17 protein-coding genes are annotated in these 18829 nt (G+C 57.0%); 7 read left to right on the top strand and 10 right to left on the bottom strand.

The annotated features are described in order from the left end of the window. Positions 1-103: 103 nt before the first annotated feature. Complete coding sequence (locus CA85_RS13585) at positions 104-1888, bottom strand: ABC transporter permease (protein ID WP_246112777.1); 1785 nt, start codon at positions 1886-1888, stop codon at positions 104-106. A gap of 316 nt (positions 1889-2204) precedes the next feature. Here CA85_RS13585 and CA85_RS13590 point away from each other — a divergent pair, with 316 nt between their 5' ends. The 5 genes from CA85_RS13590 (at position 2205) to CA85_RS13620 (ending at position 7806) form a co-directional block, all read left to right on the top strand. Then, the gene (locus CA85_RS13590; RefSeq protein WP_146391881.1) at positions 2205-3629 is read left to right on the top strand and encodes a magnesium chelatase; all 1425 of its coding nucleotides are present in this window, start codon (positions 2205-2207) and stop codon (positions 3627-3629) included. Between the two features lie 1366 nt (positions 3630-4995). Then, entirely contained in the window at positions 4996-5469 is a 474-nt protein-coding gene (locus CA85_RS13595) for a hypothetical protein (protein WP_146391882.1), read from the top strand. Positions 5470-5552: 83 nt separating this feature from the next. Then, on the top strand, positions 5553-5939 hold the full coding sequence (locus CA85_RS13600; RefSeq protein ID WP_146391883.1) for a hypothetical protein: 387 nt from the start codon (positions 5553-5555) through the stop codon (positions 5937-5939). Between the two features lie 156 nt (positions 5940-6095). Beyond that, positions 6096-6518, top strand: a complete 423-nt coding sequence (locus tag CA85_RS13605; protein WP_146391884.1) for a hypothetical protein — start codon at positions 6096-6098, stop codon at positions 6516-6518. Positions 6519-7620: 1102 nt separating this feature from the next. Beyond that, entirely contained in the window at positions 7621-7806 is a 186-nt protein-coding gene (locus CA85_RS13620; protein ID WP_146391886.1) for a hypothetical protein, read from the top strand. A gap of 819 nt (positions 7807-8625) precedes the next feature. Here CA85_RS13620 and CA85_RS24935 read toward each other — a convergent pair. Genes CA85_RS24935 through CA85_RS13630 form a run of 3 tightly spaced genes read right to left on the bottom strand, consistent with a single transcriptional unit; the run spans position 8626 to position 10544 of the window. Further along, entirely contained in the window at positions 8626-8796 is a 171-nt protein-coding gene (locus tag CA85_RS24935; RefSeq protein WP_186774928.1) for a hypothetical protein, read from the bottom strand. Between the two features lie 38 nt (positions 8797-8834). Continuing rightward, entirely contained in the window at positions 8835-10004 is a 1170-nt protein-coding gene (locus CA85_RS13625; protein WP_146391887.1) for a DUF1559 domain-containing protein, read from the bottom strand. 60 nt (positions 10005-10064) lie between these two features. Further along, positions 10065-10544: a hypothetical protein gene (locus tag CA85_RS13630; RefSeq protein WP_146391888.1), complete on the bottom strand. Its 480-nt coding sequence runs from the start codon at positions 10542-10544 to the stop codon at positions 10065-10067. Positions 10545-11226: 682 nt separating this feature from the next. Here CA85_RS13630 and CA85_RS13635 point away from each other — a divergent pair. Then, positions 11227-11709, top strand: coding sequence for a four helix bundle protein (locus CA85_RS13635; protein ID WP_146391889.1), 483 nt, complete (start codon positions 11227-11229; stop codon positions 11707-11709). Between the two features lie 62 nt (positions 11710-11771). Here the strand turns inward: CA85_RS13635 and CA85_RS13640 are convergent, their stop codons facing one another. Beyond that, positions 11772-12158 carry a hypothetical protein gene (locus CA85_RS13640; protein WP_186774929.1) on the bottom strand — a complete coding sequence of 129 codons (387 nt, stop codon included), beginning with the start codon at positions 12156-12158 and terminating at the stop codon, positions 11772-11774. A gap of 695 nt (positions 12159-12853) precedes the next feature. On the opposite strand from CA85_RS13640, the gene CA85_RS13645 reads away from it, so the two are divergent. Beyond that, entirely contained in the window at positions 12854-13834 is a 981-nt protein-coding gene (locus CA85_RS13645) for a Gfo/Idh/MocA family protein (protein ID WP_146391891.1), read from the top strand. On the opposite strand, the gene CA85_RS13650 is transcribed toward CA85_RS13645, so the two are convergent. The 5 genes from CA85_RS13650 to CA85_RS13670 all read right to left on the bottom strand — a co-directional run bounded on the left by CA85_RS13650 (position 13811) and on the right by CA85_RS13670 (position 18751). Then, complete coding sequence (locus tag CA85_RS13650; protein ID WP_186774930.1) at positions 13811-15142, bottom strand: hypothetical protein; 1332 nt, start codon at positions 15140-15142, stop codon at positions 13811-13813. The genes CA85_RS13645 and CA85_RS13650 overlap by 24 nt on opposite strands. A gap of 336 nt (positions 15143-15478) precedes the next feature. Beyond that, positions 15479-16468 carry a hypothetical protein gene (locus CA85_RS13655; RefSeq protein WP_146391892.1) on the bottom strand — a complete coding sequence of 330 codons (990 nt, stop codon included), beginning with the start codon at positions 16466-16468 and terminating at the stop codon, positions 15479-15481. Then, the gene (locus CA85_RS13660; RefSeq protein WP_146391893.1) at positions 16465-17403 is read right to left on the bottom strand and encodes a hypothetical protein; all 939 of its coding nucleotides are present in this window, start codon (positions 17401-17403) and stop codon (positions 16465-16467) included. The genes CA85_RS13655 and CA85_RS13660 overlap by 4 nt, the downstream gene beginning before the upstream one ends. Positions 17404-17428: 25 nt before the next feature. Continuing rightward, complete coding sequence (locus tag CA85_RS13665) at positions 17429-17731, bottom strand: P-II family nitrogen regulator (RefSeq protein WP_146391894.1); 303 nt, start codon at positions 17729-17731, stop codon at positions 17429-17431. A gap of 3 nt (positions 17732-17734) precedes the next feature. Further along, positions 17735-18751: an aspartate-semialdehyde dehydrogenase gene (locus CA85_RS13670; protein WP_146391895.1), complete on the bottom strand. Its 1017-nt coding sequence runs from the start codon at positions 18749-18751 to the stop codon at positions 17735-17737. Positions 18752-18829 lie beyond the last annotated feature (78 nt).

Here is an 18829-nt window from a genome sequence, read left to right on the forward strand (position 1 = left end):
CCACCAGCCTCTTGATCCAAATCGTCGTTGACCCGCCTGTTGATTCTCTCTACTTGATTCTACACCAAGCAGGTCGGCAAGTGTTTTTTCGTGAATGAACTGCTTATGCCAAGTCACGATCCTCAAACATCAACATCGCCAACATCCAGACCGCGATCACAAACACGGCGAGATAATTGAACGCACCGGCGAGATAGATCAGTGGCACGGCGTTGCCCGAATCCATCGCCGCCTGCACGTTGAATGAATTCAGATTGGGGACGACGACAGCGATCAGTTTGCCAACAAACCCAACGAGTTCCGTGTTTTCCTTTGCCGCCGCCACCAATGGGCTGGTCAAGTTCCCGATCACATAGATCGAAAAACAGGTGATGAAGTTCGCTAACAAGGGAAGGCGTGTTGCCAGAGCGACGGCGATCCCACCAATGGCCATCGTCTCCATGAAGTACAACCCGATGACCGGGAGCGTGGTCATGATCTCTTCGTGGCCGATCTGCCATACCGGCGTGGCACCACTCGATTCCCGTGCGTCATAAATCGGTTTGTAGCTGAGCACGACCATCAATACCGCTGACAAAATCACAAAGAGCACGAGCACGCTCAACATAATGCCAGTGTACTTGCCGAGCACAAACGATCGCCGGCTGACGGGTTTGCTCAACACAGTCAGCGCCGTGCGCCCCTCGATCTCTTCACTGACCGACGTGCCGGCGCTCCATACAGCCAACAGCATACCCATGATCATGATCAACGTGACGGCACTGTCCTTGAGCAACCGGATGTCATCGCCAAGGGTGTAGAACGGGAAAATCCCAAATAGGAGAATCCCGAACGCGCTCAAGGAGAGCAGCAACAGATAGAGCGGTTGAGCCATCTCATTCTTGGCTGTCGACAAGGCCAACGCCCAGACCCGTGGTGCGGCCTGACGCACTGCGAGGAGCCCGGTGACGCCTAAGAAAAAGATGATCGCTGTGAACACAATCGATGACGCCTGAGGGACCTGAGGCAGATTCTTGAACGTGAAGACAACCCGCGCCGGGTCAATCTCTTGATTGTAGATATGTAGCCTGTTGGGGTCGCCCGGGATCGGTGGCTGTTCCCGGTTTTCGTACTTGTACGTGATCGCCTCGCTGCTGCCCGGGTTGAGCACGACGGGCGAGCGACTAAATGATGCCGGATCGGACGAATCCGCCAAGAAAACCTTTTTGTCACTCTCGATCGTCATTTCAGCAACACTGCGGAAGTTATAATCGATTCCCGCTGCAAAGAACTCGGGATCCTCGCCCGAGGATGGCTCGATCGTGGCCACTTCCACTTGCGTGCCGTCACTGAAGACGTTCACCGCTGGGATGCTCGCAAGGATATCCCGCGGTTTCTCAATGAACGGTGTCAGCAGCAAGCCGAACGCCGCAAAGATGCCTGCCGTGCCCAGCAGATAGGGCATCACGCCCTCGCCGAAAAACGACAGCAGCTCACTTCGAGTGCGGTGCCAAAGACCGTAAATCAACCCAAAGCCGAGTCCCACGCCGATAGTGATCAGTGGCAGGAGTAGCAGCTGTTGGTTATCGCCCCCCTGAGGCAAGTAGATGAAGCACAGGATGGCCGAAAAAATCGCTCCCACGATCAGCGACATGGTGACACCCCGATTGGGCGAGTCGGCGATCGTCCCCAAGCCAGGCACGTAGGATAAGATCGACAAAATACCGTAGACCACCGCCACGGCGACCGCGCCGAGCACCAACCCGATCGAAAGCACCCACAGCGGTGTCGCGAATGCGGGCAGCCACTCTCCGATGGCTCCAACGATCAACAGCGAATCCAGTGAACTGCCCATGGAATCCAGGAGCAGGGACGGCAACGGGTGGGCAGTGGACAGGCCAGCGATCATGCTCGGCGACTCAAAACAAAGGGAAATATGGATAGGTCTGAAGGCTACGCAGGCCATGCCCGTTTGGTTTGCTGAAAACTGATTTTCAACAGCTAGGGGGTGCGAACCATTCTCAGGGCGTCGCAGGGGCTTCCGAGTTGGACCGAGTTTTGCAATACCAGAGCACTCCGGCTGCCCGTCGGGCAGCGGTCAGCAGCCAGCGGGCAGCAGCCAACGCCGCCAGCCGGACCGCTGGCGTGGCCTGATCGGCTGCATCGACAGCCCCGGACTTGCCCATTATCCTCGAATTCGCCCCTCCTCCCTCGAGAACACCGCCGTGAGCACGAATTTGACCTCCCCCGAACCGACCAATCTTCGCGACCTGCTCAGCTCAGGCTGGCAGTCAAAAACCGTCAAGCGAGAGATCCGCGACAACTTTTCCCGCATGCTGGCCGCTGGCGATGAGCTCTTTCCGGGCATCGTGGGCTATGACGATACGGTCATCCCAGAAATCAATCTGGCCCTCCTGGCTGGCCATGACATGCTCTTTCTCGGCGAGAAGGGGCAAGCCAAGAGTCGATTGATGCGGCAGCTCGTTCGCTTCCTCGATCCGCACGTCCCCTACATCGATGATCCGGAATTGCCCGTCCATGAAGACCCGCTCGCCCCCATCTCGGCGGCTGGACGGCGGATCGTCGAGCAGCGTGATCCGGCAGAAATCCCCATCGCCTGGTGGCCGCGTAGTGAACGCTACGCCGAACGGCTCAGCCCGGGGACCAAGTTCGCCGACATCATTGGAGAAATCGATCCGGCCAAACTCACCGGCGGTGTCAGCATGAGCGCTGAGGAGGCACTCGCCTTGGGCTTGATTCCACGCATGCACCGTGGCATTTTCGCCATGAACGAACTGCCGGAACTCGACGACCTCGTGCAGGTCGGTCTGTTCAATATTCTCGAAGAGCGGGACGTCCAGATCCGGGGCTACCCCATCCGCTTCGATGTCGATGTGATGATCCTATTCTCGGCAAACCCTGCCACCTACAACCGCAGCGGCAAGGTGATCCCGCAGCTCAAAGACCGCATCGGGACGATCGTGCAAACGCATTATCCGCAGGAACGCGATCAGGGGATCGAAATTTTGCAACAAGAGGTCGGCGAAGACCTCGGCGGTGAGTTTCCCGTTCACGTGCCGCTGTTCATGTACCAAATTATTGAAGAGATCACCAATCGGGCGCGGCAGAGCAAGTACGTCGACCAAGCCTCGGGGGTATCGGCTCGGTTCTCCCTCGCGAATTTCCGCACCATGGTCGCCTCGGCCCGGCAACGAGGCATCGTTCACGGCGAGTCACCTGCCGTCCCCCGGATCAGTGACCTCGGGCATCTCTACGCCAGTTCGCTAGGCAAGCTCGAACTCGACTTGATGGGCACCCACCAGATGAGCGAACGACAAGTGCTCGACAACGTCGTCGCCGAAGCCATTCAAATTGTCTTCAGTGAATACATTGAAGAGCATGGACTGGCTGAGATCGCAGAGATCTTTCGCGGCGGCGTCCGAGTCGAAGTCGGAGACATGCTGCCCAGCCGGCTCTATGCCGAGCGATTGCAGAACGTCCCACCCGCCTGGGACCGCGCCTTCGACGTCAACGCGAGCGAGAATGAAGCGATGCGAGCATCCTGCGTCGAGTTCATCCTCGCCGGCCTCTATAGCCTCGATAAAATCAGCCGCGCCCAAAAACACGGCAAGATTCATTACGAAACCTGAGAAACTGCAATTCCCGCGTTCCTAACGTGAGCGGGCGGAACGCCCTCGCACCGGTTCGCAGGCGTCCCCACCCGCACAAACCTGGAAATCACTGAAAAATGCTTCACAGCGCTGCCCACCAGGGCAGCCCGACGCAGCCCCCAGCATCGTCCTGCCAGTTACCGGCAAGCATGTCGAAAGGGATTGGAGAGAGTAGCCGTAGCTCAGCGCCACCTACCGTGGTTCGTTGGTCGTAGAGCGCCGACCCCGAAAGTGGTTCGCAGAACGCGTCATGAATGATCTTCCACCCCATTCGGGGTCGGCTCTTGCGTCTCGCGCCGTATCCGGTGGTGTTCGCTTGCGCTCAATCCACCGGCTATTTTCTTCAAAGCCTATGGCGTAGAAAAACTAACGAGTAATCGACAGGGCATCGCCTGTGGGCTCCGATGCCAATACGCCCCGGCAGCCCCAACGGGCGCGGCCCTGTTTTACTCCTATGCGACCATCACCCTCGTCCACAGCGATTCCAAGGCGGTCTTTTGCGGGCCGCTCCACGAAACCACACAGCGTCGCTGTTGCTTTACGCAGCATTCTTTTCGCCCCAAAGGGGCAGTCCTACGACAGCCCCAGGCATCGCCTGGGGGCCCAATGCCAATACGCCCCGGCAGCCTGAAAGGGCGGCCCTATTTAGCTTTGCGCCCCGAAGGGGCAGTCCTATGACAGCCCCAGGCATCGCCTGGGGGACCCAATGCCAATGCGTCCCGTCAGCCCCAACGGGGCGGCCCTGTTTAGCTCCTGGGCGACCACCACCCTCGTCCACAGCGATTCCAAGGCGGTCTTTTGCGGGCCGCTCTACGAAACCACACAGCGTCGCTGTTGCTTTACGCAGCATTCTTTTCGCCCCAAAGGGGTAGTCCTATGACAGCCCCAGGCATCGCCTGGGGGACCCAATGCCAATACGTCCCGTCAGCCCCAACGGGGCGGCCCTATTTAGCTCCTGGGCGACCACCACCCTCGTCCACAGCGATTCCAAGGCGGTCTTTTGCGGGCCGCTCTACGAAACCACACAGCGTCGCTGTTACTTTACGCAGCATTCTTTTCGCCCCAAAGGGGCAGTCCTATGACAGCCCCAGGCATCGCCTGGGGGACCCTTACGGCTCAAACCATTGCGATATAGTTTCCTTGACCCAAGAATTCAGAGCCCCCATACTCAAGCCACGCCAAGCGGCGTTAAGACTTCCTCGAACCGGCGATAACACTTCCCGTTTCACCGAGGGAACCGAAGGTCCAACCGGCGATAACACCCTTCAAAATCCACTTATCGCCGGGTGACCGCCCCACCAACCAGCGATAATTATATCGTTCGCCGACATGGTCTCAATGCACGATGATCCGTCACCCCCTAATTCGCCGTTTTGTGCTTGCGATTGGGATTGTCAGCGTTACCACCGTCGTGGTGCTGGTGGCGTTCCACTTCTATCGCGTTCGTTTGTGTGACCGCATAGATCGTCGAATTGACTCGTTGGCCTTATATCCACCATCCGATACAACTGATCTTGAGTGGGCGGTGCATGTCTACTGGACACACAATCTCCATGGCAATTCGATGCCGCTAGCATATGCATCGACTGATTCATTGTGGCATCTCGACGATGAACTTGACGACGCACTGAACAGTCGCCCTACTCGAAAGACAATCGACGATCTTTGGGTACGGTACAGTGAAATGACAAGTTTGGGTGCAGAGTATCGCCGCAAGTACGAGCCTGAGAAGAACCGAATCGCAAGCTTGGTTGCCGAACAAGGGCTGGGATATCGTTTCATCGATGACTACCTTTCTTTTTCCTCCCGCGAACCGTAGTAAAACGCGGCGAACCATGACATGCACGGGAGGACGGCTTGCGGCGTTTGCTACAATGGGACACTAACTCTCCGTCCCCCGTGATGTCCGACGTTCGCCGACTTAACATGCTCGACTTCCGTCTTATCACTGTCGCGATTCTCATCGCACAGACTTTCCTCGCAGGATGCGAGACGTCGCGGCAACCAGCTGCGATGTTGCCTCAGGAGGAGGGGCAACCGGCTGCGCCGTTGTCCCCGGAAGTATCGCAACTGACGTCCGCCGATGTACTTTCGATCGCGAAGAAGACTGCGGCTGAGGAAGGGCTGCAACTCGAAGACTACAACACCCCAACGGTTGTTTATGATGATTCGCACGGCCAACGACAGTGGTGGGTGCACTTTGATGGAAAACGGGAAGTATTTGGTGACCATTTTTCCGTGCGCATTACCGATGGTACTCAGACTGCAGAGGTGTATCTTGGACGATGACCGGTTCATCGGAGAATTCGATTTTGCAAACGCGGAATGACTTCCAGCGGTTGCGGAGAACCATGGGGTGCACCCGCGCCAGTCGTTGAAAATAAAAAGTTGTCCGCGCGTGCCGGGTGACCAATGCCGTTCGTCGACCATGAAACACTAATCGGAATGCCTGCACTTTTCTCAGTACCGATCTGGCTCGCCTTCGCTGCATTGGCAATCCCGTTGCTGCTCGTCGCCGCCTCCACATTCCACGCAAGCGAGATCTACGACATAGACGATGATCCCGATTCGGATATCGCGACGATGCAGAGCACGCTGGAAAGCGGCACGGTCATCCATGCCGTTGAGTATCCTGGATTCGGCGCGGCAAAAGTCGTTACCTACTTTGGACCGTTTGGGATTGCTGCAAACGCGCGTCCCTGGGCCGCAGTGGTCGTCGCAACCGGACTGCTGCTTACTGCAATTGGCATGATCGGTCTGCTGCATTTTCCCAGTCGTGTTCCCGTCGTAAACTATGACTCGGTACAATATTTGTCAGGCGTTGATTCGATGTCCAATTCGGATCACGATGTCGGCAGCCAACCGTGACCTGCACAGGAGAACGGCCTGCACAATTTTTAAATGGAAAGTCTTCTGTGTGTCTACCGGTATCCGGCTCAAAGCATGCGACACACAAGACTGCTGGCGATTTCCGCGACCGTTGCCCTACTCGCCTGGTTCGCATTTGTGGTAGTTAGCTTTGCGAGCGTTCGACTTCGTGGACGCGCGTTGGCCCGCGATCTACAAATGGAGAATCGTCTGAGAACTATCTGTTGTGCAGTGTTTCACGCAATCCGCGCTTCGACGACTACCGCGGGAAATGGAAGGTTGACTGCGTTTTCCGCCCTGACCTAGAACCGCAGTGCCCTCGGCTCCCAGTCGGGATGCCAACTGATTCTATTCCCACCGCTGAAGACATTTGCCATTCGTGGTTGCTCTCGGTTCGCTTGCCGGGTTCCTGTCTCTGGTTGGGTGCACATGGTTCTATGCGTGGTCAACCGGTCAAATCCCATCCTCAGACACAACGCACTCAAGCAGCGGACCTTGGAACCACAACGCAGTCATGACCACGTTCGTTGACTGCATTTGTCTCGCTGGCGCTCTTTCCGCCGTTTTTGCCGTGATATGCGCTGTCGTTGCTCGCACCACCACGCACCGTGTGTTTGCGATCGCATCGTTTCTGGTTTCACTCGCTGCCGTCGGGTATCATGTCGTTCTCATCGACTGAAATACTTTTGGTGCTGCCGAAACATGCGATAACCAAGCGATGATGACGGAGCGGCGGTGGTCGTCGTTTGTGCAGTGGAGAGTCGCTTGTCACCGCCCGCAGATCGCTACCGTCCGACTGAAACAAATGGCCCTGACGTTTACAAAGCTCGATCACGAATGGCTTCTTCGCGAGGGGTGTCCGCCTATGGGAAGCACGGAAGCTCGCAGCCCTACCTTTTGTGAGGCACTCCGCAACGCCAGTGGTAGCCTCCATAGGCTTTCTGACCATCAGCTCGCCTCATGGATCGTTGCACGCCTCAGTTTTCTGACCGCTTCATCGTTATTGCGTGAGGGCGACACGTTCGCACACGACACGAACGAATTCGGCTACAAGATCAAGATTCTGACTGCAGATGGAAGCATCGTGTCAATGGGAGCGCTGATGATTCATCAAGACCGCACGTACTACAAGGCGAACGATGTTGCCATCGAAGACTCTCAATCGCTGCTCGTCGAACTCCTGACAGAATTCTCTGACGATTTGGACCGCTGTGAGATCAGAGTCCGAATCCCAGGAACCCGTCGCTTCCGTTCGTACGGATGGGATGGCATGACGCTACTGTCGTGAGCAGACAACCACGCCGCGTACCGGAGGTCGGCTCGTAAGGTTTTATAAATGGGAAGTCAACTGCCCGTTCCCGGTTACGGCAACTGTTAACCGACTCAGGATCTTCTGGAGATGGCACAATTCGCAACGACAGCTGACATTCGATCTGTCGATGATTCGTCGACATTAAGCTACACGCTGCGCTACGCGACGTTTTTCGCTGCCGCAATCGCCATTGACTTGATGCTCCACGCATCGAGGGTTAACTCGGTGGACCCAACTTTATTGGCAGTGATGGTTGCGTACCTCTGCACTAGACCGACTACTAAGGGCCCATCCGACGGAAGCGTGCGCCCGAGGTTTTCAAGGCATGGCTCCCGTATCGAAGGATTTATTTGTGGGATGTGATTATCAATGTTAGACTGGCACTGGCGGGAGAAACGGAGCCGAGCTCTGCAGAGGTGCTGGCTTGGCAAGGGATATCTCGGTCGCCAGCGTTTCCCTGCAAAAGCGGTACGCCAATGGTGTTGTCGGTCCCTGGCGAGCGTTTGTTCGTCAGGGACGCATTTTTGAACGATCATTGGATACGAGAGCCATGCCTCAAAAAAACTTCCGCTGTGCTCTGCGCACGCTTCCGTCGGATGAACCAACTTTTAACCGTGACAGACCACTAGGCCGACGTGGTGAATCCCGCGTTCCTAAGCCGATTTCAGCCAGTTTGACGCGACACCCTGCGACCGACTTGATTTCCGGTTCGCTCGGTGGCACCGGAGAGCTATCCGATTGGCGACGGCGTGGAGCCGTGTTTCATCCGTTGGATCAGCGATCTTGCCAGCTTGGTTAGATCGAGCCCTGGGTAGGGGATTCCTCCATTGCGGCTTTTTTTTCTTGAGCTTCGATATACTCTTGGTCTTCGTTTTGCGGAACGAGCGATGTCGAAGAGTCATCGCCGCATCCAACGAGCGGAGAGCAGAAACAGATCGCCAGCAGCATCCATTTAGCGTGGTGCATGATTTCACCTTCATTTCATTTTAAAAGAGTAGTGTTGATTATTCGAGACTTGTGGTTTCTCGGCTCGCGCGTGTGCCCGCAGCACCCCAGATTCCATATGGGCTTTTCTGACCAGTATTCCCATAGTCTTTTGAGATGCTTTGCGCGGAGGAGTTGCCGGCGTCAATACTTTCGGTAACGAATTTAACCGCGCCATCGGCAAACAGGACGTGGCAACCACCTTGGTGTCGACTCGCCGCACTGTAAACGCCATGCTCCCAGTAGGTTCCGTAGCTGTTGAACCCCATCACAGAGGGCGAGTTTGGGGGCAGGGTCATCGTGACTGCACCGAGCACCGGCAAGGAATCATGCCAGCGTCCGCCCCGCGACTGGCCAAATGTTGTAAATATCGTCGACTCGGGAACGTTATAGAACTGTGGTCGCTCTGCTGCCCTTTTGGTATCGAGGACCGATGGGCTCTTGCCAATTGTGTCGGCGCCACCGGTGCTCGTCCAGTGCGATCCGTCAAGAGAGCCACCGATCACACCAAGATCCCCCAGGTAAGTAGCGATCTCAGCCATCGCAATCGTGTTGGAAGAGCCATCGAGAATGTCACGAAATCCTTGGAACTTCTGGCGTTCAAAGACGCCACGAGTCGCACCTGGGTCGCGGTACGCATTGTCCTGTCGGTAGAAAATACGTTTGATCGAATCGCCCAAGGAATAGGCGTAGTTGGTGACGGCAGCACCACCGGAAGGCTTGCCGGGATCCGACGGGCAGCGGTAGCCCTTGACCTGAGTTCGCCATGGTCGGTAGTCGTTAAGGTCTTGGTGCGTGCTGGGGCCAAACGGGGGCCAAGCCGCTTGCCCTCCGAGGGTGAGCGATGGTGCGCTCGGCGTCTCACCAGCTTGGGCGACCAGCGGATTGCTGATCATGTCCCACAACGCCTGCTGCTCAATAAACGGAAGCAATCCCACCAGCGGTGAGAGGCGGCAGTTACTTCGGCTCGGACCGTATCCGCCACTCGGGAAACTATTGTACGCCGCGTGATAGTTATGCAACCCTAGCCCAATCTGCTTGAAATTATTACTGCAGGACATCCTCCGTGCCGCTTCGCGTGCCGCCTGAACTGCTGGCAGCAGCAACCCCACTAACACGCCAATGATAGCTATCACAACGAGCAGCTCCACCAGCGTGAATGCGGGCCGCTTCGTATCGATCGTTCTCATAACTTCACCTATATACTTCGAGAGAAAAGAAAAGCGGGGCTCTCGTGAACCGATGAGCGTTTATGGTGCGGAGTCCCACTTAATACCCTTTTTAGCAGGGTGGGTTGTCACATTGCAAGCGATTTTTTGAGAGCAAAGGCGAGAGCGACAGGATCGCGGCAATTTCCGACCGCGGAGACATGCTGGCCAGTCGAGCATTATCGCGTCGCCCAGGCGTGCGTCGATTGCGGCTAAACTCGCCGTCGCCCGCTTCCCGAGTACATCCGCCACGCCGGACTGGTTGGACCCAAGATGGACCGCCCTGGTCGGATAGCTCAAGGTCGCTTGCCAAGTGTCAATCTGCGTTAGCCTGCAACTGGCGAGCACTTCTGGACAGTTCCGAATCATGTCGAGTTCCGGGATCGTTGGCTCGGCGGGACCTCCGTCTTGGTTGCGGCGTTTGGGGAGCAGCCGCAGCCAGCGACGGGCCACCTCGTCATCGGACCAGGCAGCCACAACGTCGGGCCGACTGCGAAGCACCAGGTGAGCGTGCGAACTCATGATTGAGAAGGTCAAACAGTCGATACCAAAGACGGACGCGAGAAACTCCATACGGTCGCGGATCCAGCCCCTGCGATGCTCATAGCACCGTCCAGTGGCCGCGTCTTTCCCGAAAAGCCATGCCTGTCTGACACAGCGTTCCACACAATGAACTACCTGAATTTGATTCGGATCGATCACTTCCCCACGAGCTTGCCCGGGCATGGTCTTCTCCCTACTGAGCGTGACGCTGTATTGTGGTTGACGGTATTAGGAATCCTACGAAAAAGGCCAGGCAAGAAAATTGAGCTGTGTCTGTCCCTGTTTGGGATTGCCATTGTTGACCGACGGCTCCGCCCGTCGCGAGCCCGCAGGTACATGCTTCGATGTTAAGAAGCATCCAACCCGGTCTCGAAGCCCTCTCCGCAGAACCAGATCACCGGCCGATAACAACCCGGCGTTCAGGGGGGAACACCAGCGATAACAATCGCCGCCACAAAGATCGAACCAGCCATAACGCCCTCTCCAGCAGTTGGTTGACCGGCGATAACAAGCGACCTGTTATAGTCGGAAAACCATGCTTGATATGGTAGATTCACCCATTCCGACCCGGTCCGACCAGTGATCAATAAGTTCTGGCACGAAGTGACATCGTACTCGTACTCAGGCGTCAGCCGGTACTCCTACTCGACTCGGGGCACCAATGAGCGAACCGATTTTCGACCACGATAGACTCGACGTTTATCGCCTCTCGATCGAGTATGTCGCTTCCTCATTCGCCGTTGCAAAGGATTTGAACGGTTGCCATCGTCATGCTCGTGACCAATGGCTCCGTGCGGCCCAATCGATTCCGTTGAATATCGCCGAGGGAAACGGCAAACGCAGTCTGAAAGATCGTAGTCGCTTTCTCGACATCGCTCGCGGTTCAGCATTGGAATGCGTCGCGATCCAAGACATTCTTGCAGCGACCGACGGACTGAACGACGAACGCCATCGCCAACTCAAACAAATGTTGTATCGGATCGTTTCGATGTTGACGCGATTGGTCGCACGATCCGACGTCGCCCGTGAGACCGCGGCGGACTACAATGCTGGAGTCGAGTACAAGTACGAGTACCGCGAGGCTGAGTACGAGTGCGATCGAAAAGAGCCAGAACAATGCGTTGGACCGAAGACGTCGAGCTAGCTCCTCTCAAATTGAAAAACATTCGCGGCGTCTCGGTGACGCCGGACGTTATCGGACTGAAATCAATCCGCGACGCTGCCATCGAAGTTCAGGACGGGCTCGCCGTTCTTGATGCGTTCATTGTTCGGATTGTTAAACCCGTATCCCTGCCGCCACAACGGGTCCGGATCGTAGCCCTCCTCATCCTCATCGTCGTCGAGCCATATCTTGGCGACGAAAAAGCCAACCAGCAGGACTCCCACGCCAATTGCCTTGCCCGTCGTGGCAATCGCCGACTTGGTCTTGCCAAGAATTCCATCCGATTTTGCTTGCCCCGGAACATCAGAGCGATATGCCACTGGCTGCGTCTGCGAAGAAACGGCATCCTGTTTCTTGATTGACATGCAGCCCTGGTTGCACGCCAAAGCCGTGCAAAGGACCACAGCGATCGCTTTTTCTCGATACTTCATTTTCTTGTTGCTTCCACAGATTTCCTTGCTTATTCGCTCGTACCACCCGTGGCTCCAAGCTGTCAACTTCATTTCGTAGCTTCGGTGCAGTAGGGTGTGCCAGCGGGATCGTGCGGTCCGATGCATCCGTTTTTCGCTCACTGGACGCAGGAGCCTATGCCTCAAATATCCAACATTCTGGATGCCTGCCACTAAATTCCGAGAAGAACCCACCGATCAAATCGAGGGCTTGCATAGATTCTTTATCCGAGGGAGATTGAAACATTGACCGGTTGGCAGCATCTAGCGCAACAGCGGCGAAGAATCGATCGCATGGGGATCGCGGCATTGTTCGCGTCTCTCGCGCTGCTGATCTTCGCGATATATTCATCGCGATTGTTCCTCGCCCCGATCGCCTTGCTCTTTGGGCCGATGGTTGCCACGATTTGCCGACCTCGGTGTCCATTTTGCAAGCGAACGCTAGCATTGCTTTGGAGTCCGCCACGAGGCGACTTTTGCCACCGATGCGGCGAGTGCTTCGCATCTGACATCGATTTTAAATCAACAGATCAAACACGCAGTTCCTGACTGCGAAAACATCCTGCATTCGAACAAGATTACGCCCATACTGGGCGTACCGCACGCTCAGGCTCTGGCCTTGTTAGATGCCCCAAGCGTGAATTGGCTTACGACACAACGAACACCAAGGAAGCACGATGACGATACGCTGGGGACTGATCGGGGTCGGCGACATCGCCAATAAACGGGTCGCCGCCGCGATCCAGAATGATCCCAATTCGGAGTTGGTGGCGGTTTGTCGCCGCAGTGAGGCTCCCCTTCAAGAGTTTGCCGATCAGTTCAAAGTCCCGCTGCGGTTTACCGACGCGGAGAGCTTGATTGCTGCGCCGGAAGTCAACGCTGTCTACATCGCTACGCCCGTGGACTGTCACCTGCCCCAAACGCTCGCGGCGGCCCGGGCCGAGAAACATGTCTTGGTGGAGAAGCCGATGGCGCTCAATCCGGCCCAGTGTGAGCAGATGATCGCCGCTTGCGATCAAGCCAACGTTCAACTCGGAGTCGCCTATTATCGCCGGTTTTATCCTGTCGTGCTGCGGATTCACGAACTGATCGAATCCGGGCAACTGGGACGAATCCTGTCCGTTGCCTGCGTCACTGGGAATCCGAACCGCTTTCCCGCTGACGACTGGCGTGTGATCCGAGCCCGTGGTGGTGGCGGGCCGCTGATGGATATCGGTAGTCATCGCCTCGATGTGTTTCGCCAACTTCTCGGCGAGGTCGAGAGCGTGCAAGCGAGCACGGTAAAGTCGCCGGACTTCGAAGCCGAAGAGATGGCCACCGTGCTGCTCGTCTTCGCCAATGGCGTCCATGGCGTACTGCAGTGTTACTTCGGGACCGTAGACGCTCCGGACCGACTGGAGGTAATTGGTACTGACGGACGCGTCACCGTGGAGGATCTCAATCAGGGTGATCTCGTACTCGCCACCGAGGCGGGACGGTCTCTCGAATCCCATCCACCGGCGGACAACCTGCACGCACCCTTGATCGAAGATTTCTCCGCCGCCTTGCTGCAGAACGGCAATCCTGCGATCAGCGGCCGGGTCGGCAAAACGACCAACGACTGGATCCAGATGGCCTACGATGACTCACGGCGATCAGTCTCCAGAGATGGCCGGTAGCTCAGCAGGTTGCTCGACGGATCGCTCAGCGGGCCCGCGACTGAAGTCGGAATGCGTCTCGGAAAGTATCTCAAGGATGCTGGCTCGATCGCGGGCGCTGAGGTGGTCATCCGCATCCGGCTCGGCCGTCAGGGCCGATTGGAGCTGTCGCACGATCTCCAACCGCAGCTCTAGATCGAGCGACGAGAAGGCGTCAGAGTAAATCAAGTAGCTGCACGGAAACTGGAACAAACGCGTCTTGAGATCGAAATTGCGGAGCGACCTTCCCTGTGAATCGAATGGCCCGCGTGATTGAAAGTCATGAGCAAAGACCACCGAGCCGCGGACTTGATCGGTCAGCTTTGCTTCCTCTCGGAAGAGCAATCGATCGACAACTTCACTGGCGATCATCTGCAGCTGAGCGTTCGACTCCGCATCATCCTGCTCATCGGCATCGAGCTGCTCGGCGTCATATTTTCGCTGGCGGTTGAAAAAATTGGCCCGCACCAGGGTATTGTGCATCTGCGTTTGATGTTCGAGCACCATCAATGCCACGATGTCACTCGATGGTGACAAGTAATTCGACGTGTCAAAATCATCGCGAAGATTCATGCGGTTCCCATTATCGCTGATGTCGAGCTTGCCGCCTCGGACGTAGGTATTGCCCATGTGCTGCATCTCGCCGTGGATACCGGTCACGTACCAACCACCCCAGCGTTGCGGAAACGGACTGGCGTCGCTGGTGATAAACGTCTCTGACTGAGCATCAAAGCTGCCGTCGTAGCTCGGCATCACACTGCGCACCGTATGGCCCGGCAGACCCTGCGTGAGAGACGTCGCATGGCAGGCTAAACAGTCGTAATTCTGACGCTCGAGGTTCGCCCGCCAAGGAACCATATCCACTGTGTAAAAAGCGGCGCCAAGAAGCGGATCCGCCGTAGAAATCTCAACTAGACTGCTGCCGTTGATCCACGCCAAGTAAGTGTCGTCGTTAAAATAGACCGCGCGAGGATTGCGTCGTGAGATGTGGCGAACCTGCATACTCGTCTTCGAAAAAACGAGTGTCTGCGAGGAAGGTGGTATGTCCAGTGCTGCGAGCAGCGATTCCAAATAGCCACGCTCGCGAGTGTACTCCAATTCCACCTCTTTGCTCTTGAGCTTTTCCATCAGCCGCGTGACGCGGTTCTCGCCCACCGTCTCGCTGTACTGGAAGGGCGGCTCTTCGATATCGATATCCACGGTGAACTGCGCCTCAACCGGGCTCGTCATTACTAGCGTGCTGAGTGGTACCCACAGCCCCCAAAACACAATTGCGCGAACAGGGTTCATGACGGTTGCTCCAAAAAGATTGGGAGCCGATCGACTCGGATGACCGGGCGGGGAGTTCATCCATCGATGACAGCAGGCGGGGAGTGTGGCGGCGGCACCGAATCTGCAGCCGGCTGCGTCACAGCCTTAAAGCCCGCGTCATGGATCGATCACGCCTGCCATAATACATGCACCAAAACGTATAGGTTGAGGCTCTTTCTGTCAAGCGACGTCACCGCAGGGGGGGCACGGAGCTGACCTACGGCTATGTTCTGAAATCCCGGGCGGGATACGCGTGGGTTATCAACAGGACGGACGCCGCCGGCTCACTCCACCGAGGCATTGCATCCGACACGTTTAGAGCGATGACAGCACCAGCATCAACACCAGAAACCCGACCACGACGACAGCGATCAAACCGAATAGTTTGGCGTAGGAAAACGGCGAGGTACCGACCAGATAGCGGGTGTCCTGGCCACAGATAACAACGCGGTAAAGTTGCTTTCGATAGCGATAAGCGAGCACGTAGGCGGGCAGCGAATAGCGTTCGGTGACCAGTCGCCTGAGCACAATGCTCGTGTGCACGTTTCGGAAGCGGGTTCCGGGAATCGCTTCCTGCTGCATCCGCTCGGCTGCGGAGGTATCGATCGCATTGGCCACCTGTTGTCGAGCCTGGCTACGGGGCAGATCGAAGCGTTCCAGAATCGGATGCTCACCGCCGCCTTGAGGAGCGTCCATCCCCGTCGTCAGATCCATTCCCGGCGTGATTGCCGAGGCTTCGGCATCGGACAAGCCCCGTGACCCGGAAACCAAGATATTGTCAAATCGAATTTGGTTTTGCCCGGCATGAGGAGCCCACGCTGATCTGCCCGATCCCGCGTTGGAGTCCGCTGTCCAACTCACGAACGCCTCAGCATCGAACACCCACGCGACCCACCACAGCGGTTTGATCTCAGTCAACTGAGACGCCGACGAGAGATCCGAGGGTGTGAACCAGCCTCGAGTGCCCATCCACTGCTGCAGGGCGTCGCGGGCTTGATCGAGCGTAACCGTCATAGGCAGATACCATTGGGTTTGCTCCTCCGGGTCAAGAATCGTTTGCACTTCGAGCACGTCTCCACAAAACGAACACGCCGGTGCTTGCAAATCCGGGTCGTACGTGACCGCAGCACCGCAACCCTGGCAGCGTAGCAGCGTCGTGGCTGTTTCGACGCGGCCGGCCCCGTCCGACTGCGGGGCAGCGGCGCCGCAGATGGCGCAGCGTAGATCGCCCGCTTCGAGCGGTGAATCGCAGCGGGAGCAGCACCGCAGGGGTTCCGGTTGAGTCGATTTCAGATCGCGTGTCATTGCAATGCAGAGATTAAGACAAACAGGAGCAAACACACGATCACGACCGCTATGACCGTCACAGCAATTTTGGTCGTCGAAACAGGAACGTTTCCGCCCACGCGACCGGTTTGTCCGTTAACGAGTATCTGCACCGGGGGCTGGTCTTCGGAATAGCGAAGCGCATAGGACCACACCGGTAGCAGCACGAGATCGATTACCTCATGGGACACATCGGTATGAGATTGCAGATTTGTAAAGCTGTCGCCAGGCATGAATTGATTCAGCTTTTGGTCGACCAGAGTGAGCGTTTCACGCTGCGCCATTTCAAGGCATTCCTGTTGGCTCCGCGAGGGTTCTTCGGCCAGCCACCCTGAGACGAATGCATCGGTGTATGCCCGCAGCGATCGCAGGTCAAACGGTTCGATTGCCTCCAGCGCTGGGTTGTCGACACCATGCGATGCCGTCACGAGGACGTCAACAATGTAGCTGTCGTGGTGGCCCTGCAGGGAACGCCATTCTGTCTTCGTCACCGTCCGCGTCCGCGTCACGGTTCGCCCATTGGAATCGGTGGTCGTGTAGGTCTCGGTCTCGGTGTAGTTCTCACCGATGCGAGCGGAATACTGCGAACGCGCCACAGCGCCATACAGGTAGGCGGGCAGGTAGATTCCGTGAGTCAGTTTCGGCACAGCGCGTTTGAAATCAGAGCGGGCGAAGAAACCGCTGCGTGAGATCCAGCGCCGGACCTGAGCGGAGGCGCGTTGATGATTAACGGTGAAACCGACTAAAAACACTGGCTCGGGGCGGTCGGGGCGCGACGGCCGATGAATGATCGAAGGCGAGGCGCAGTAGGGGCACGTGGTCGACAGGACTTTCGTGTCGACATGCAAAACGGCACCACAGGACTGGCAAGCGATCTCCTGCTCAGCGGGCCGAACCGAGGGTGCGAGAGGCATGCTTCAGGGTGACTCGTGGAGAGAGTTACAGCAAACTGTCGACGGGCATCACCATGATCTTACCATCACCGATCCGTCCCGTTCGTGTCACTTCGACGATCTTCTCTATCACGCCATCGAGGCGGGAATCGTCGACCCAAAGCGTGATCTGAACCTTGGGCAAAAACACCTTCGAATACTCGGTGTCTTGATATTGATCGAGATAGCTTTTCTGACGCCCGTAGCCTTTGACCTCGTGCACGCAGAGGCCTTCCAGGGGAGCTCGTTGCAGAGCCATCAGGACCTTCTCGGCTAAGTGCGGTGCGACCACGGTAACGAGCTGCTTCATCGCCTAGGGACTCGCAATCGATTTGCGGGCGAGCAACTCACCGATCTGAACGGCGTTGGTCGCGGCGCCTTTGCGCAGGTTATCGCTCACGCACCAGAACGCGATGCCATCGTCCGAGCTGATGTCTTGGCGAATCCGTCCTACAAACACGTCATCGCTTCCGTCACAATCCCGCGGCATGGGATAGGATTGGTTGTCGAGGTCATCGACAACCGTGACGCCTTCCGCGGCCGCCCACAACTCGCGGGCTTGTTCGACCGAGAGCGGTTGTTTCGTCTCCACTAGAATCGACTCGCTATGTCCGATTGCCACCGGAACTCGGACGGCTGTCGGGCAGACCGCAATCGACTCATCACCGAGGATCTTGCGGGTTTCATCAACCATTTTCATCTCTTCGCTGGTGTAGCCGCAGTATTTTTGCGAACCAATTTGCGGGATAAGATTGAATCCAATGGGATGCTGGAAAGTGGAGGGCGTGTGAGTCTGACCTTTGAGGGAAGCCTCGACGCTGGCTTGCAATTCGACGTTCCCGGCGAGCCCCGCACCGCTGGTCGCTTGGTAGGTACTGACGATGACGCGGCGGATTCCGACTGCCGCGTGCAGCGGCGCCAGCGCCACGACCATTTGCGTCGTGCTGCAGTTCGGGCTGGCGATGATGCCTTGGTGGTTGTCGACCGCGTCGGGATTGACCTCGGGGATGACCAGAGGAACCTTGGGGTCCATTCGCCAATAGGCGCTCTCGTCGACGACGATCGCACCGGCCTGAACGGCCCAGGGAGCGAACTCAGCAGACACCTCGTCGGGCGTGCTCGCGATCACCAAATCCACGCCTTCGAATGCGGATGGCTCGAGCAATTCTACCGTGATTTCTTCGTCGCCGAACCGAACCTTCGTCCCCGCACTGCGAGCCGATGCGAGTAACCGCAGCCGACGCATCGGGAAATTCCGAGCATGGAGCTGATCCAGAACGATCCGGCCCACTGCACCAGTAGCACCGACGAGGGCAACGCAATCAAACATTCTTCAAAGAGGGTATCGGGGTAGAAATGGGTTCGGGGGAGCACAGAAAACAGAAGCCGTGCAACTCAGGCATCGATC

The organism is Allorhodopirellula solitaria, assembly GCF_007859855.1.
Lineage (GTDB): Bacteria > Planctomycetota > Planctomycetia > Pirellulales > Pirellulaceae > Rhodopirellula > Rhodopirellula solitaria.

Coding starts and splice junctions, on each gene's coding strand:
- CA85_RS13600 (WP_146391883.1), top strand. CDS start 5,553: ATGTCCGACGTTCGCCGACTTAACATGCTCGACTTCCGTCTTATCACT.
- CA85_RS13585 (WP_246112777.1), bottom strand. CDS start 1,888: ATGATCGCTGGCCTGTCCACTGCCCACCCGTTGCCGTCCCTGCTCCTG.
- CA85_RS13650 (WP_186774930.1), bottom strand. CDS start 15,142: ATGAACCCTGTTCGCGCAATTGTGTTTTGGGGGCTGTGGGTACCACTC.
- CA85_RS13625 (WP_146391887.1), bottom strand. CDS start 10,004: ATGAGAACGATCGATACGAAGCGGCCCGCATTCACGCTGGTGGAGCTG.
- CA85_RS13665 (WP_146391894.1), bottom strand. CDS start 17,731: ATGAAGCAGCTCGTTACCGTGGTCGCACCGCACTTAGCCGAGAAGGTC.
- CA85_RS13620 (WP_146391886.1), top strand. CDS start 7,621: ATGATTCATCAAGACCGCACGTACTACAAGGCGAACGATGTTGCCATC.
- CA85_RS13670 (WP_146391895.1), bottom strand. CDS start 18,751: ATGTTTGATTGCGTTGCCCTCGTCGGTGCTACTGGTGCAGTGGGCCGG.
- CA85_RS13660 (WP_146391893.1), bottom strand. CDS start 17,403: ATGCCTCTCGCACCCTCGGTTCGGCCCGCTGAGCAGGAGATCGCTTGC.
- CA85_RS13595 (WP_146391882.1), top strand. CDS start 4,996: ATGATCCGTCACCCCCTAATTCGCCGTTTTGTGCTTGCGATTGGGATT.
- CA85_RS13635 (WP_146391889.1), top strand. CDS start 11,227: ATGAGCGAACCGATTTTCGACCACGATAGACTCGACGTTTATCGCCTC.
- CA85_RS13645 (WP_146391891.1), top strand. CDS start 12,854: ATGACGATACGCTGGGGACTGATCGGGGTCGGCGACATCGCCAATAAA.
- CA85_RS13640 (WP_186774929.1), bottom strand. CDS start 12,158: ATGAAGTATCGAGAAAAAGCGATCGCTGTGGTCCTTTGCACGGCTTTG.
- CA85_RS24935 (WP_186774928.1), bottom strand. CDS start 8,796: ATGCACCACGCTAAATGGATGCTGCTGGCGATCTGTTTCTGCTCTCCG.
- CA85_RS13655 (WP_146391892.1), bottom strand. CDS start 16,468: ATGACACGCGATCTGAAATCGACTCAACCGGAACCCCTGCGGTGCTGC.
- CA85_RS13630 (WP_146391888.1), bottom strand. CDS start 10,544: ATGAGTTCGCACGCTCACCTGGTGCTTCGCAGTCGGCCCGACGTTGTG.
- CA85_RS13605 (WP_146391884.1), top strand. CDS start 6,096: ATGCCTGCACTTTTCTCAGTACCGATCTGGCTCGCCTTCGCTGCATTG.